The 11,977-nt window shown below is 54.9% G+C and carries 13 protein-coding genes; all 13 read right to left on the reverse strand.

The genetic code is table 11. The features are described 5' to 3' along the window. Positions 1–58: 58 nt before the first annotated feature. The 13 genes from phnE (L1I42_RS12275) to L1I42_RS12335 all read right to left on the reverse strand — a co-directional run bounded on the left by phnE (L1I42_RS12275) (position 59) and on the right by L1I42_RS12335 (position 11,972). Positions 59–916 (reverse strand): phosphonate ABC transporter, permease protein PhnE, encoded by an 858-nt coding sequence (phnE, locus tag L1I42_RS12275; RefSeq protein ID WP_236114863.1) that lies wholly within the window; start codon positions 914–916, stop codon positions 59–61. Beyond that, complete coding sequence (gene phnE, locus L1I42_RS12280; protein WP_236114864.1) at positions 913–1,854, reverse strand: phosphonate ABC transporter, permease protein PhnE; 942 nt, start codon at positions 1,852–1,854, stop codon at positions 913–915. The genes phnE (L1I42_RS12275) and phnE (L1I42_RS12280) overlap by 4 nt, the downstream gene beginning before the upstream one ends. Before the next feature lie 64 nt (positions 1,855–1,918). Then, positions 1,919–2,836 (reverse strand): phosphonate ABC transporter substrate-binding protein, encoded by a 918-nt coding sequence (phnD, locus tag L1I42_RS12285; RefSeq protein ID WP_236114865.1) that lies wholly within the window; start codon positions 2,834–2,836, stop codon positions 1,919–1,921. 44 nt (positions 2,837–2,880) lie between these two features. Continuing rightward, complete coding sequence (phnC, locus tag L1I42_RS12290; RefSeq protein ID WP_236114867.1) at positions 2,881–3,687, reverse strand: phosphonate ABC transporter ATP-binding protein; 807 nt, start codon at positions 3,685–3,687, stop codon at positions 2,881–2,883. A 142-nt stretch (positions 3,688–3,829) separates the two neighbouring features. Next, on the reverse strand, positions 3,830–4,996 hold the full coding sequence (locus tag L1I42_RS12295; protein ID WP_236114869.1) for an alpha-D-ribose 1-methylphosphonate 5-triphosphate diphosphatase: 1,167 nt from the start codon (positions 4,994–4,996) through the stop codon (positions 3,830–3,832). Next, on the reverse strand, positions 4,983–5,702 hold the full coding sequence (locus L1I42_RS12300) for a phosphonate C-P lyase system protein PhnL (RefSeq protein WP_236114871.1): 720 nt from the start codon (positions 5,700–5,702) through the stop codon (positions 4,983–4,985). Before L1I42_RS12300 ends, L1I42_RS12295 begins: the two co-directional genes overlap by 14 nt. Before the next feature lie 8 nt (positions 5,703–5,710). Continuing rightward, the gene (locus L1I42_RS12305) at positions 5,711–6,508 is read right to left on the reverse strand and encodes an ATP-binding cassette domain-containing protein (protein WP_236114872.1); all 798 of its coding nucleotides are present in this window, start codon (positions 6,506–6,508) and stop codon (positions 5,711–5,713) included. A gap of 8 nt (positions 6,509–6,516) precedes the next feature. After that, entirely contained in the window at positions 6,517–7,431 is a 915-nt protein-coding gene (locus L1I42_RS12310; RefSeq protein ID WP_236114874.1) for an alpha-D-ribose 1-methylphosphonate 5-phosphate C-P-lyase PhnJ, read from the reverse strand. After that, on the reverse strand, positions 7,428–8,489 hold the full coding sequence (locus L1I42_RS12315; protein ID WP_236114875.1) for a carbon-phosphorus lyase complex subunit PhnI: 1,062 nt from the start codon (positions 8,487–8,489) through the stop codon (positions 7,428–7,430). The genes L1I42_RS12310 and L1I42_RS12315 overlap by 4 nt, the downstream gene beginning before the upstream one ends. After that, on the reverse strand, positions 8,490–9,026 hold the full coding sequence (phnH, locus tag L1I42_RS12320; protein ID WP_236114876.1) for a phosphonate C-P lyase system protein PhnH: 537 nt from the start codon (positions 9,024–9,026) through the stop codon (positions 8,490–8,492). After that, the gene (locus L1I42_RS12325) at positions 9,026–9,454 is read right to left on the reverse strand and encodes a phosphonate C-P lyase system protein PhnG (protein WP_236114878.1); all 429 of its coding nucleotides are present in this window, start codon (positions 9,452–9,454) and stop codon (positions 9,026–9,028) included. The genes phnH and L1I42_RS12325 overlap by 1 nt, the downstream gene beginning before the upstream one ends. Then, positions 9,447–10,202: a phosphonate metabolism transcriptional regulator PhnF gene (gene phnF / locus L1I42_RS12330; RefSeq protein ID WP_236114879.1), complete on the reverse strand. Its 756-nt coding sequence runs from the start codon at positions 10,200–10,202 to the stop codon at positions 9,447–9,449. Before phnF ends, L1I42_RS12325 begins: the two co-directional genes overlap by 8 nt. A 111-nt stretch (positions 10,203–10,313) precedes the next feature. Beyond that, entirely contained in the window at positions 10,314–11,972 is a 1,659-nt protein-coding gene (locus tag L1I42_RS12335; protein WP_236114881.1) for an alkaline phosphatase family protein, read from the reverse strand. Positions 11,973–11,977: the final 5 nt, after the last annotated feature.

Below are 11,977 nucleotides of genomic sequence, written 5' to 3' on the forward strand. Positions count from 1 at the left end.
GAAAAGTGGGACGCTCAAAAAGCGCCCCAATTGATGTGACTGTCATCGCCAATATTGATTATTTTGTGCCACCAAATTCACCAATGATCTGCTTGCGGATTTTCGCGCTCAGCCAGTCAATGATGTAGACCATGATGATGATCAAAAAGATGATCGACCAGGCTTCATCCCATTTATAAGCGGCAATCCGGTCCGAGAGCAGAAAGCCAATGCCCCCCGCGCCAACAATACCCAGAATGGTGCCGGACCGCACATTGGATTCAAAATTGTACAGAAGAATCGAGATGATCACCGGGCTGACTTGCGGCATCACCCCGAACCTGATGGTTTGAAACCGCGACCCGCCGGAGGCTTTCACCCCGTCCACCGGTTTTTCCGACGTATTTTCAATCGCCTCAGAAAACAGTTTGGCAAAGGTGCCGATTTCAGAAACGGCCATGGCTAAAATCCCCGGCAACGGCCCCAGGCCGAAGGCCCGGATAAAGATGAGCGCCAAAATTAAGGTCTCGAAGGCACGGATAATATCATATCCCCGCCGTGTGCTGTGGCGAATGAAGGGGATCCGATTGATGTTTTTCGCGCCCAAAAAGGACAAGGGAAAGGCAATCACCGCGCCCAACACGGTCCCCAAAAAGGCGATGGCCAAGGTTTCCAACAAGCCCTCAACAATCGGGGCAAACTCGCCCCAACTGGTCCAGATATAAGGCGGGAACATAAAGCTGAGCACCTGCCCCAGCCGCTGCACGCCGATGAAAATCCGTGTCGGCGAGAAATCGAACGCCACAAGACAATAGATAAACAGGGCAATAAAACCACCCCACACCGCATAGCGGCGCACGCGCACCTCCAAAGGTTCGGTGAACAAATGCGGGTGCCGCGCCTTATAACGGGCCACTTCATAATGCTGAATGCTCATGTGCGTTCTCCCATACCGATAATGCGGTGACGCAGTTTTTCGGACAGATAATCGATGATCACGACCGTGAAAAAGATGATGACGAACAGGGCCGACAAATCGGTATATTCCTGAAAACTCATGGCCGTGCGAAATTCCTGGCCCAAGCCGCCCGCGCCCACATAACCAATGATGGAAGAGGCGCGCACATTAATTTCAAAACGGAGCAAGGTGTAGCTGATGATATTGGGCATCACTTGCGGCACCGCGCCATAGCGGATCTGATCAAACCAGCTGCCGCCCGCGGCTTTAACGCCCTCAAGTGGGCGCATGTCAATATTCTCATTCACTTCAGAATAAAGCTTGCCCAGGGCGCCCGTCGCATGCAGCGCAATCGCCAACACCCCGGCCATCGGCCCGACAGAAAAGCAAAACACAAAGATCAGCGCCCACACCAATTCCGGCACGGTCCGCGCAATTTCCAGATAGCGGCGACACACCCACAATACATATTTGTTCGGCGTCAGGTTACGCGCGGCGGGAAAAGACAAAACAAAACCGCCAATCACCCCCAACACCGTGGCCATAAAGGCAATCAAAATGGTTTCCAGCAGCAATTGCATCCAGATCGGCCAGCGCCAGAACCAGTTGGCCAGATCAGCCCCGAGATTTTCCCAGGTCAATGTGGGAACGGTCTGCACGACAAATTCGCCAAGACGAGGCAGGCCGGCGGAAATGATCCAGCGCCATTCCCGCGCGCCGTCAATTGTGGTGACCTGCGTCACTTTAAAAAAGTCGCCGATCCAGGCGGTGAGCATAAACAGAACAAAAAAGACAAGGCTGCCAATGGCCCAGTTCAGACGCATGGATTTGCGGTGCGCCAGAAAATCACTTTCAAACTGATCGATTGGCGCCACACTGGGGGGCAAATCACTAAGGCTGGTGGCCTGAACACTCATTTTGACACCTCTTCACAAAAAAGCGGACACCCGCATAAGGGGCGCCCGCCTTTTGATTTCACACTTAACCGCCGCGACGCTGTTCTTTGATCCATTGACGCATGTCAACGATCCACTGATAGCGCTCATGGTCAACCGGATGGAAACCGGCGGCCGGGTTGGCATTGTCTTCGGTCCAGCCTGAATAAAGCTTATAGCCTTCTTCATCGTCCATCGGGAAAGAGGTGATCGCGGCTGTAACTTCTTCGATCATCTGCTCGGGCAGATTGGCGCGGAAGGTCCACGGGCCAGATGTGATCTCTGGGCTTTCCCAGATCTTGCACACGACACCGCCTTCGATCATGCCCTTCTCTTCCATGCGCTGATAAACGCCATCGGCTTCATTGTTCCACCAGGTGGAGGCCGTATCGAACGTGCCGTTCACCACGCCCTGCACGCCAGCTTCGTGGGAGCCTGAGAATGTTACTGTGCCGAAATGATCCTCAGGCTTGAAGCCTTCCTTATTGACCATATTGAAATAAGGCACCGCATAACCGGACGTGGAGTCTGGATCAGCAAAAGCATGTACTTTGCCTTTGGCATCTTCCAGGCTCTCGATGCCGCTGTCACAGCGGGTCACAACGATCGATTTATAGCCTGTGTTGCCGTCTTGCTTTTTGGTGGTCAAGGTTGGCACCACACCGCCATTTGTGGCCGTGTAAGCTGCTGCATATGAAGAAGAGCCAAAGCGAGCAATCTCAATCTGGTCGGCAGCCATGGCTTGGATCACGCCATCATAATTGCCAGCAGTAAAGATCTCGACCTTTACGCCGAGTTTTTCTTCCAGATAATCGCGCAAAGGCTCATTGCGCTCCAAACGGTCCTGTTCGTTTTCACCGGAGAGAATACCAAATTTGATAACTTGATAATCTTCTTTCCATCCGTCTGCCATGGCAGGTGTAATCATCAGCGCCAATAGCGCAGTGGTGGTCAGCAACTTCATGGGAATCTCCTGATAGATGTGCTGGTTAGGGTTGGATTGGGAAACTAGGCGGCAACAGGCTCTTGGCCTTTGACAGATGTCGAGGTTACTGCTTCGTTGAAATCTTCAAGGCCGTCTGCGCCATAAATGTCGCGCACAACAGCGTCGGTCAGCTCGTGGGCTGGGCCGTCAAACATCACCTGGCCCTGGCGCATGGCGATGATCCGCCCGCAATATTCGCGCGCTGTATCCAGCGTGTGCAGATTGACCAGAACGGTGAGTTTATCTTCTTCATTGATGGTGCGCAGCGCTTCCATCACGCGGGTTGCATTGCCCGGGTCGAGCGAGGCAATCGGCTCATCCGCGAGCATGATGCGCGGATTTTGCACCAGCGCGCGGGCAATGGCGACGCGTTGCTGTTGACCGCCGGAAAGCGTGCCTGCCCGCTGCAGCGCAAACGGCACCATATCCAGCCGATCAAGCGCCTTGGCGGCCATGGCCCGCTCTGCATCGGAAAATCGCATGGCGGTTGACGACAAGATGCTATGCTCGGCCACCCGGCCGATCAACACATTGGTGATCACATCCAACCGGTCAACCAGGTTGAATTGTTGAAAGATCATCGCGCAATCGCGCCGCCACTGGCGCAGGGCCTTGCCCTTGAGCTTGGTGATGTCGACGCCATCAAAAGAAACCGAACCTTCTGTCGGGTCAATCAAACGGTTAATCAACCGCAGCAAAGTAGATTTGCCCGCACCAGAGCGGCCAATCACGCCCACAAACTGCCCCGCTTCGATTTCGAGCGTGGCGCTATCCACCGCTTTGGTGGTGCCAAAATGCTTGGAAAGTCCAGAAATATTAAGAGCGGCCATGTCACCCTCCCCTTTTCATTCGGATGATTTAGGGAAGTGATACCGCGCCTAAATGACGCTCTATGTGCAGAAATGTAAAACTTGTGTCACAAGTCCGGATGAATTGGTTGAAACCCAATTCATCCGGTATTTATTCAGCCTTTCAGGCTGCTTTGTTGAGGCCAACAACCCCGTCAGAATAGATCACACGGCCATTGCGCATGCTGGTCACAATGTGCCCCATGCCATCCGTCTCCGCGATCACCAGATCAGCTTTTTGACCCACTTCAATTCGACCCCGATCAGTCAGCCCCAACGCCTTGGCCGGGTTGGCTGTCGCCAAGCGCACCGCACCGGGCAATCCATGCGGATCGGTTTGCGCCAAAATCAAAATCGCAGGCAAGATTGAACTTGGGTGATAGTCAGATGCCAAAACGTCCAACACGCCAGCTTCATGGGCCTGACGGGCCGACAAATTGCCGGAATAAGACTGGCCACGCAACGCATTCGGCGCGCCCATCGCATTGGCCAAGCCACAGGCATGGGCTTCTTTCGCCGCGATCATGTCTACTGGAAATTCGGAAATCGCCACACCGAACGCGTTCATCAAGGCGACTTTTTCAACCGTGTCGTCATCATGACTGGCCATGATCACTTTGTGCGCTTTGCACAAATCTGAAATTTCGCGCAATGTCGCCGTCAACACATCTTCCGGGCGCGTGCGATCTGCGATTTTACGCTCCACCAGCGCTTGCGCTTCGGTGCGGGAAATGCCGCGCATATGTGCCACATGTTCAATATGCCGCTCAATATCGCGATATTGGCCTTGGCCCGGCGTATGATCCATCAGCGACACCAAATCCAACGTGTCATCTTCAATCAAACCGCGAATAACGCTCAACGCATTTTCCAGCGTGATGTCAAAACGTGCATGAATACGGTGGTCCACATTCAACTTGTCGCGCACGGCACATAAGTCACGGATCACCTGGCCCGTATGTTCAAATGAGCGCATTTCACCAGCGGCAGCACCTGTGGTGAAGGAAACGGCGGCATAGGCAGTGACAACGCCAGCACCCGCCAAGCGACGATCCAACTCGCGGAATGCGATTTCCGCTGGCATATTGACTCGTGGGCGCGGCTCCAGCTCGCGCTCAATCATGTCCCCATGCATATCAATAAAGCCCGGCATAAGCGCCAGGCCATCGCCAACAATACCGCCGGCTACAGGTTCTTCGCGGATTTCGGCAATCATGCCATTATCAATCCGCACCGCACCGCGCTCAATCACGCGGTCATGTTGCACAATTCTCAGATCAGACAGCCACATCAGCCGGTCTCCGTTCTTCGCTTACCATAGTCAATTCAATGGTGCGATCTACCAGTTCGGCCACATCGCCGGGATGGTGGAACACGCCAATCATGGCCACACCTTCTTTTTTCAATTCATCCAAGCGCTTGGTCAGTGCCGCGCGGGCCCCCGCATCAAGCGAGGCTGTAGGTTCGTCCAGCAGAAGCAATCGCCGCGGCAAAATTAAGGCGCGGGCCAAGTTCACTTTTTGCTGCTCACCGCCAGAAAAGGTGGTGGGATAGGCTTTCCAAAGCTTCTCCTTCACCCCAAACACATTGAGCCAATGGCGCGCTTGATCCAGCGCATCTTCAGGCGCCACTCCGGCCAACCGCAGCGGTTCCGCCACAATATCTTCTGCCGCAACCCGTGGCCGCGCCACCAAAAACTGGGTCACAAACCCAATCTCTTCTGCCCGCAACAAGGCCACATCAATATCTGCCGCATTCGCCAGATCGATATCGCCACGGGCAGAATGGAACATCACTTTGCCGTCGACAGGCAAATAGGTGCGATAAATGGTGCGCAACAAGGTGGATTTGCCCACCCCGTTTGGCCCTTTAAGCAGCACAAATTCACCCTGCTTCAGACTGAAATTCACATCGCGAAATGCGTGCAGCGTGTTGTCCAAATGATGCATTTGGAAGCTTTTAGTGAGCCCGCTTACATTTAAAACAGCTTCAGTCATTTTGTGCCTCACAATTTCGCATGGACAAGTTGTTGGGTATAGGCGTGTTGCGGGTCTTGGAACACTTGGTCCACCAGGCCCTGCTCAACCACCTGCCCGCGCCGCATCACCATAACCCGATCTGCCATCGTGCGTATGACACCCAAATCATGGCTCACAATCACCATGGTGATCTTGCGATCCTGCTGCAAACGCTTGAGCGTATCGAGCACCAGCGCCTGCACTGACACATCCAAACCTGTGGTGGGTTCATCCAGCAGCAACAAGGCTGGCTCAAGCGCAATCGCCTTGGCCAATTGCACGCGCTGTTGCATCCCACCGGAAAGTTCAATCGGCGGTGCGTCCATCCGCTCCAGCGGAAACTCACTGGCATCCAGCGCATCGCTGGCCTTTGCCCGCAAATTCGCAAAGCTGCGTTCCCCAGCGATCAGCAAGCGTTCGGCCACATTGCCCGAACTTGTGTGCTTCATCAAAAGCCCTTGGTGTGGGTTTTGATATACAATGCCAATGTGCCGCGACTGCAATTGCAAACGTGCATAGCGATCCACATCGAAAAGGTTCGGCTTTTCGGTTTCAATATCGAGATGGTAAGTGCCTTTATCAGGCAGTTCCTGCACATTCATCATCCGCAGCAAGGTGGACTTGCCGGAGCCACTTTCACCTACAATGCCTAAAACTTCGCCGGGATAGACTTTGGCGCCCACCTGATCCAGTGCCACCACATCGCCATAGCGTTTGGAGATGTTGGTCATGTGCAGCAGGGGTTCATGGGTGATAAATTGCGGCGCGCTGCGCTCTAATTTCATGTCGACACTCATTGCGCCCACTCCCCGTCTTGATACCACGTCTCGCCAATTTTTTGCGACGCATCCTCTGGCGCATTCAGCGCCTTAATGCCCAAATTGCTGTCCGACACTTCATAGCTTGAAGTGCCATCATCATTCGGAATTTCATTCATAAAGAAGCCCTTGAGCGCCGAACGGGCGCAGGTGATGTCGCCATGCTCTTCCACCTTGTAGGGCACATCAGAGAACACCAATGGCTCCACCCGCGTATGCGGCGGCACGGCAAAAATGCGTTTCTCCCGCCCGGCGGAAAGAATGGTCAAATGCTCTGCCATATGCAGTTTCGGCACGTCCCAACGCGGGATCGGCGATGGCGTCATCACGTGACGACCATTCACCATGGAGGGGTAAGACGCGCCCTGCATCACCCGGCCAGAGCGCACAATCTGTTCATAAAGCTGCAGCCACATGCGGCTATAATCTGCATCCGCATGCATTTGCCGCGCGATCGACATATTCGGCTCCACCGTCCGCAAAGGCTCCGGGTTGGGCACCTGCAGCACCAAAATCTGATCCTTCGTCAGCTTTTCCTCAGGCACCCGGTGGCGCGACTGGATCAGCGTTGCCTCCAGCGTGTCCCATGTGGCTTCCGCCCCGGTTACCCGCGTCAAAAACTTGCGGATTGATGCAGCGTTCACGCTGTCGTCTGCCCCCTGGTCGATCACTTTCACGACCGTTTTTGGGTTCATCAAGGTCAGCGACACTTGCAACCCGCCCGTGCCCCAGCCCCGCGCCATCGGCACTTCGCGGCTGGCGTAAGGCATTTGACAGCCCGGCACGGCCACAGCTTTCAGCATTTTGCGGCGCAATTCGCGTTTGGCGGAAGCATCCAAAAAGCCGTAGCTCACCGCTTCCCACTCTTTGCTCAGCGATTTTAAACTCATTCTGCCGCCTCCATTTGCGGGGTTTGCTTTTTCGCCTTCGCATCGCGCATGGCATCTAGGCTGGATTGGAAGGTCACATAGTGCGGCAGCTTGAAGTGGATGCAGAAACCGGAGCTTTCCACACCTTCCGTGTGGTAAAGGAAGAACTCTTCTTCAACGGCAGAGTTTTTCTCGGCCCCATCTGCATTCAAATCCAAGGTAGCAGCTGAAATACACTTCACTTCGTTCCACCCAAAGGTGGCGGCAAAGCCGCGTTCAAGCCGCTCGCCCTTGGCTTTCGACACAACTTCGGCTTGGCTCACCTTCACGCGACCCGCGCTGAAGCTGGTGCCGCACGGGTGCCGCACTTCAATCTCGGCTTCGGTCAGCCGCAATTCGCTAACGGTCGGGTGCGCTTGGCCATAGCCGCGCATGGCTGAATAGCCCAGTGCCAACACCCCGCCTGAATCCGCCCGTGCCAAGCTTTGCAGCCGATGTGCCCGCTTCGCCGGAAACAGCAAAGGCTCGCGGGTCAAATCCGGAATATCGTCTGGCGCCGTGTCATCATGATCCGCATCGTCCACCAAACCCTGGCTCGACAACCACGCACTCACACTAGGCTGATGCGATGGTGCAGCTTTCTCAGCGGCGTCCACAGGTTCGGGCGTATAATCTTCGCCAGACAACACTTCAGTTGCCAGCAAACGGTGGGCATAATCCAATGATGGCCCCAATAGCTGGCCACCCGGAATATCCTTAAACGCCGCCGAAATGCGTCGAAACACATGCAGCTCGTCCTGCTCCAATGGCTTCGCCACGCTGATGCGCGGCTGCGTGGTGCGCCAAGCGCGCAGCAACAGCACCGCCTCGCTCAACTCACCACCCGTCTGCGCCAGCGCGAGCGCCGCCACATCGCGATCATACAGTGAGGCTTCGCCCATCACCCGGTCCACCAGATAAGGCATGGTTTCGCGCACCTGCTTCACTTTTGCCGGCGTAATCGTGCCCAACTCTTGCTTGAACAAGCGCTCAGATTGCTCGATGGCCCGTTCACCACCGCGTGTTGCCACATAGGCCATTTACAAAACCTCCACCGTGGTCGACCGCGGCAACGCCATCAGCTGCGCGCCGTCCACAATCAACATGTCAAAACCTGTCGGATATCGAATTTGCCGCGCCCGGTGGTCCCACACCGCGCGATCAAAACCGGCCACCATCACATCGTCATGGCCCTTAATACCGGGACCGCTCAGCCGCAGCTTGTCGCCCTGGGCCACGCCCGCCGCCACAATCAAGGTCGCACCATCATCGGGATAAAGATCCGAGCCGATTTTCACTTTGGGCAAAATCGCGGGCACTTCATCCACATCGCAAAACACAAAGTCGGCCTCGCCCACCGGGGTGAAGCGTGCGCCCGTTTCGCCAAGTTGTTGAATAAGCACCTCATCACTGGCGAAAAAGGTACATTCACGATCAATCAACGCCGCAATAACAGGGCCAAACTCCCCCGCTGGCAGCGTTTCAATTTGGCCCGGCCGTGCGGTTGCGCTCAGCATCGCGTCAAACGCTTCATTGGCAAAGGCTTCTTCAGGGTTACGTTGGGGCGCCGCCATCATTAAAAAGTCTCCATATTGACGCGTGTCGCTTCCACCGCGCGCATGCGTTCATTGTCATTGGCCGCAATCATTTCGGCTTGCGTGTTCACAAACTCATCGATCGTGGATATCTCATGCCCCGCCTGCCAGGCCGCATCGATCACCGCGATAGCCATCGCCACTTCCAGATCGCGACCGGTTTTCATGCCATAGCCATCTTGCCCCAGCGCTTTGATATGGGCTTCGGCAACGAGCACTTCGCCCAGATGAAAAGCCGTGCCTTCCACCGTGTCGCGCATGGGCAGCATCACCAGCCCGGTGCGGTTATTGATCACTTCAACCTCGCCCATGCTTTCCAGCAATTGCTCGGCAAATTGTTTGATGTCGGCATCATCGCCGCGGGCCAATGTTGCAAGCACAAAGGCATGGCGGCTTTGTTGGTCAGCCATTTTGGCGCTCCATTTCTATCGGGCGTGGAAAATCTTCTGGTTCAGCTTCAAGCGAAAAGCGCACGCGCGCCCCGGCCCAGGCCACCCGCGAATAACTGATGGGCGTGCCATCCAGCAGCGCATCGATGGCGCTCACCACCATCACCGGCATTTGCGGATGTTGCGCCAAAGCATGGGCTTCGGCCGTGCGGGGCTGGCGGGTGTAGACAGTGGTGTCGGCCCGCACATAGTCTTCAATGCCATAGCTTTTATAGGTATCGGTCACAGACTTATGCTGCGCCCGGCGATGAATGTAATCGGGGAAACGATCATAGGGCTTGTAGGCCGTGCCATAAGCGATGGGCACATTGTCCGCCGTGGTCAGCCGCTCAATGCGGAGCACCTGATCACCCGGCTTAATGCCCAGCGCCCGCGCCACCTTCTCATTGGCTTTGCCCACACTATGGCCCAGCATTTTGCTGCCGGGGGCCAGGCCCTGTTCGCGCAGATTCTGCCGGAAACGCGTGCGCCGACCAATCACATATTTGATCAGCTCGGGCGTTTCCACATAGGTGCCACTGCCTTGTTGGGTGCGCACCTTGCCTTCAATCGACAAAGCCGCAATGGCGCGCCGCACGGAATGGCGCCCCGCGTCAAACTTGGCACACAGATCCGGCTCCGTGGGCAAACGCGCCCCCGGTTTTAACTGCCCGGACTTGATCTCGGCATCAATGGCATTGCGCACCAAAATCCATTTTGAATCGGCCATAGCTCACCCAATTCGTTCGAATGAATCGAAATCTAGGGCGGCCGCACTACAGTCTTGTGACGCTTATTCGACGTCTAAATGACAATGGCAGATGAATTTAAAATGGGCGCCTCAAGTGGCTTTTTTGCCCTTGCCTTTTAGGGGCGCCACCTTCTCTGCCGGCACTTCGGACCCATCGTAGAGCCCCAAAAAAATGCCCTTATCCAGCGCTTTCCCCCGCATCATTTTTATGCGGTCATCAGAAATGGCCGTGCGCTGCGACATGCGTCGCGCCCACGCGCCCAAATGCCGATACATTTGCTCACGAACAGGATAATGCGCCGCGCTATCCCCAAGATCGTAATACTCCTCCGGATCATCGTTCAGATTAAACAACATCGGGAGCATACCGCCCTCGGCATGCACAAGTTTCCAGTCCTTATTTGCCACCATAAACAGACGACAATCCGCGGGTTCCAACCCTAATTTTTCTGCAGCTTGTGTGGTGGAATAATCATATTCGGAGATCACAAAGTCACGCCAATCTTCCACCTGTTCGCCGCGTAAAAACGGCATCAGCGACCGTCCCTCAACAATATGGTTTGGGACTTCTTGCCCGAACCATTCCAAAAAGGTCGGGACCAAATCGATAGCTTCAATCAGCTCATCACACACCGTCCCACGTGTGGCATCAGCGTCAGCGCTCGGATCATAAATGATCAACGGCACCTTGACCGAACATTCGTGGAAAAGGTCTTTCTCCCCCAACCAATGATCGCCCAAATAATCCCCATGATCGGACGTGATCACGATCATGGTATTGTCCATTTGTCCGGTTTCTTCGAGATAGGCAAACAGCCGCCCCATTTGATCATCACATTGCTTGATCAGGCCCATATAGGCCGGGATTACCTTCTCCCGCACTTCATCCTTGGAAAAGCTCTGCGCCACCAGATTTTCCATATACGCGCCATAAACCGGGTGCGGATGCGCTTTCTCTTGGTCACTGCGCTGCACCGGCAAAATATGTTCTGGACCATACATGTCATGATAGGGCGCAGGCACAATGTAAGGCCAATGCGGCTTGATGTAAGAGAGGTGGCACAACCACGATTTATCCGCCTCACGCCGCTCTTCCATAAACTGGATCGCCCGGCTGGTCAGCCAAGGGGTTTCGGAATCCTCTTCCTTGATATTGGCAGGCTGATCCGCATTTTGCATCAACCAACCGGAGGCAATATCGCCCTCTTCATTCAGTGCCGAGTTGGCATTTTCGTGCCACGGATTATGCGCCTCATAGCCCTTATCCTTGAGATATTCATTATAGGGCGAGCGCTTGCTGTCATAGAGCCCGCCAATCCCTTCGGCCCACAATCCATCGTCACGGATATAGGCATCGAACCCGCATTCCGATTGCCGTGCGCCAATCACGCTATCGGGCATAATGCCCAATCGCTTCAACCCGGCCTCATCAGCCTGCATGTGGGTTTTGCCAATCAAATAGCAATCAATGTCACCATTGCGCAGATGATCCCCAAGGGTAAACTCACCCACCTTTAGCGGAAAATTGTTCCGCTGCGCGCCGTGGCTATGCACATACCGCCCCGTATAAAAGCTCATGCGCGATGAGCCACAAATGGGTGACTGCACATAAGCGCGGGTAAAGCGCACGCCCTTTTCCGCCAGACGATCCATATGCGGGGTATGCAAATGCGGGTGGCCCTGACAGCTCAGATAATCAAACCGGAGCTGATCAAACATGATGAAAAGAACATTTTTCTTCTGGGTCATAAATA

This window comes from Maritalea mediterranea (assembly GCF_021568695.1).
Taxonomy (GTDB): domain Bacteria; phylum Pseudomonadota; class Alphaproteobacteria; order Rhizobiales; family Devosiaceae; genus Maritalea; species Maritalea mediterranea.

Excerpts from the sequence above, each read along its gene's own strand:
- phnE (WP_236114863.1), bottom strand. The coding sequence starts at position 916 with ATGAGCATTCAGCATTATGAAGTGGCCCGTTATAAGGCGCGGCACCCG.
- phnE (WP_236114864.1), bottom strand. The coding sequence starts at position 1,854 with ATGAGTGTTCAGGCCACCAGCCTTAGTGATTTGCCCCCCAGTGTGGCG.
- phnD (WP_236114865.1), bottom strand. The coding sequence starts at position 2,836 with ATGAAGTTGCTGACCACCACTGCGCTATTGGCGCTGATGATTACACCT.
- phnC (WP_236114867.1), bottom strand. The coding sequence starts at position 3,687 with ATGGCCGCTCTTAATATTTCTGGACTTTCCAAGCATTTTGGCACCACC.
- L1I42_RS12295 (WP_236114869.1), bottom strand. The coding sequence starts at position 4,996 with ATGTGGCTGTCTGATCTGAGAATTGTGCAACATGACCGCGTGATTGAG.
- L1I42_RS12300 (WP_236114871.1), bottom strand. The coding sequence starts at position 5,702 with ATGACTGAAGCTGTTTTAAATGTAAGCGGGCTCACTAAAAGCTTCCAA.
- L1I42_RS12305 (WP_236114872.1), bottom strand. The coding sequence starts at position 6,508 with ATGAAATTAGAGCGCAGCGCGCCGCAATTTATCACCCATGAACCCCTG.
- L1I42_RS12310 (WP_236114874.1), bottom strand. The coding sequence starts at position 7,431 with ATGAGTTTAAAATCGCTGAGCAAAGAGTGGGAAGCGGTGAGCTACGGC.
- L1I42_RS12315 (WP_236114875.1), bottom strand. The coding sequence starts at position 8,489 with ATGGCCTATGTGGCAACACGCGGTGGTGAACGGGCCATCGAGCAATCT.
- phnH (WP_236114876.1), bottom strand. The coding sequence starts at position 9,026 with ATGATGGCGGCGCCCCAACGTAACCCTGAAGAAGCCTTTGCCAATGAA.
- L1I42_RS12325 (WP_236114878.1), bottom strand. The coding sequence starts at position 9,454 with ATGGCTGACCAACAAAGCCGCCATGCCTTTGTGCTTGCAACATTGGCC.
- phnF (WP_236114879.1), bottom strand. The coding sequence starts at position 10,202 with ATGGCCGATTCAAAATGGATTTTGGTGCGCAATGCCATTGATGCCGAG.
- L1I42_RS12335 (WP_236114881.1), bottom strand. The coding sequence starts at position 11,972 with ATGACCCAGAAGAAAAATGTTCTTTTCATCATGTTTGATCAGCTCCGG.